General features: G+C 52.8%; 2 protein-coding genes. Both read left to right on the top strand.

Annotation, left to right across the window (positions count from 1 at the left end; all coding sequences use genetic code 11):
* Window positions 1-636 (top strand): hypothetical protein (locus tag ACQCLF_RS16010; protein ID WP_426989091.1); only part of this gene is annotated, 636 nt, incomplete at its 5' end.
* 61 nt (window positions 637-697) lie between these two features.
* Window positions 698-1,143 (top strand): DUF2931 family protein (locus ACQCLF_RS16005; RefSeq protein WP_426989089.1); only part of this gene is annotated, 446 nt, incomplete at its 3' end.

The following is a 1,143-nucleotide window of genomic DNA, read 5'->3' as shown; positions in this document are numbered from 1 at the left end:
CTGGACTCCATTCGTCGAGCCAACCGGGTGATTCAGTTGGAAGCCTCAGAGGAATACCGGGAAAACTTTTCCCTGACAGCCATTAACAGCGCGGGAGGAAAAGGGCGTCGTATTTGCCTGCCCGGTGCGCATAGCGATGTGGGCGGGGGCTACCGATCTGGCGCTGAGGCGCAGATTGTCTACAGAGGACATCGGCGTGATCGCCACGCGGATCGTGACTGGTTTCTGGCCCAAGGCTGGTATCGCCCGGAGGAGTTGACGTTACCCAGCTCCCGAGACACCGCGAATCAGGTCATTCATGCCGAACGGGCGCTGGTGAAAACCAGTTATAGCAAAATTCCGTTGGCGTTGATGGCGGAGTTTATAAGGGAAGAGGGAGCGAGTATGAATTCGAAAGAATATTCCGATCTCATCGACTTGAGCGGGGAGCCCGAGGAGCTCAGGCAGTTGCAGGAGCGCATCAAGCTCTACGTGGCGTCTAACACGGAGTCGATACCCGAACATTGGCAAGGCGAAGACCCTTTGCTCTATATCATCCGCCACCAATACCTGCACTTTTCCGCGCACTACTCTGGGGTCGGAATGGCACCCCGGCTTCACGAAGGCCAACGCAGGCGAATGTACTATGACGATTAAAACCCGATGTCGGTTTGCGCTGATATCGGTATTACTCTTATTACTCAGTTGTGAGGAATCTATGACAAAAGCGGACTGGCTGGCTTCCGAGGCGGCGCCAGATGAATATCCGATGAAAGTGATTTCTGGAACTTTTTTGTACCCCGGAGAAGATCACGGACTCTATATTCCCAATGGAAAAACTGTCTATCATGGCTGGGGAATGCCCGTTTCCACCCATGTGGTCGGACCCGATCAGAAACCATTACCGGATCGGCTTCGGATTACCTACTACTCGTACCTGGAAGATCAGTTTTACCAGGGCGAGTTCAATCTTCCCTATGAAGTGATAGTGCAGAGCTTTACAGAGGGGTATAGCAACCATAAAACGCCAACCGGCCATTTAACGTATCGAAGAATTACCGTTGGCATGGCCCCCGGAGGCAGCGTCGCCGTTTGGCTGGTCGGTATTGGAAAGACGACTGAAATATTCTTCGGTAAAGCTGAACCGATAGAATACGACTGGAC

The organism is Marinimicrobium sp. ARAG 43.8, assembly GCF_050113635.1.
Lineage (GTDB): Bacteria > Pseudomonadota > Gammaproteobacteria > Pseudomonadales > Cellvibrionaceae > Marinimicrobium.
The sequence above is the reverse complement of the archived record's forward strand: the minus strand, read 5'-3'. Positions and strand labels throughout refer to the sequence as shown.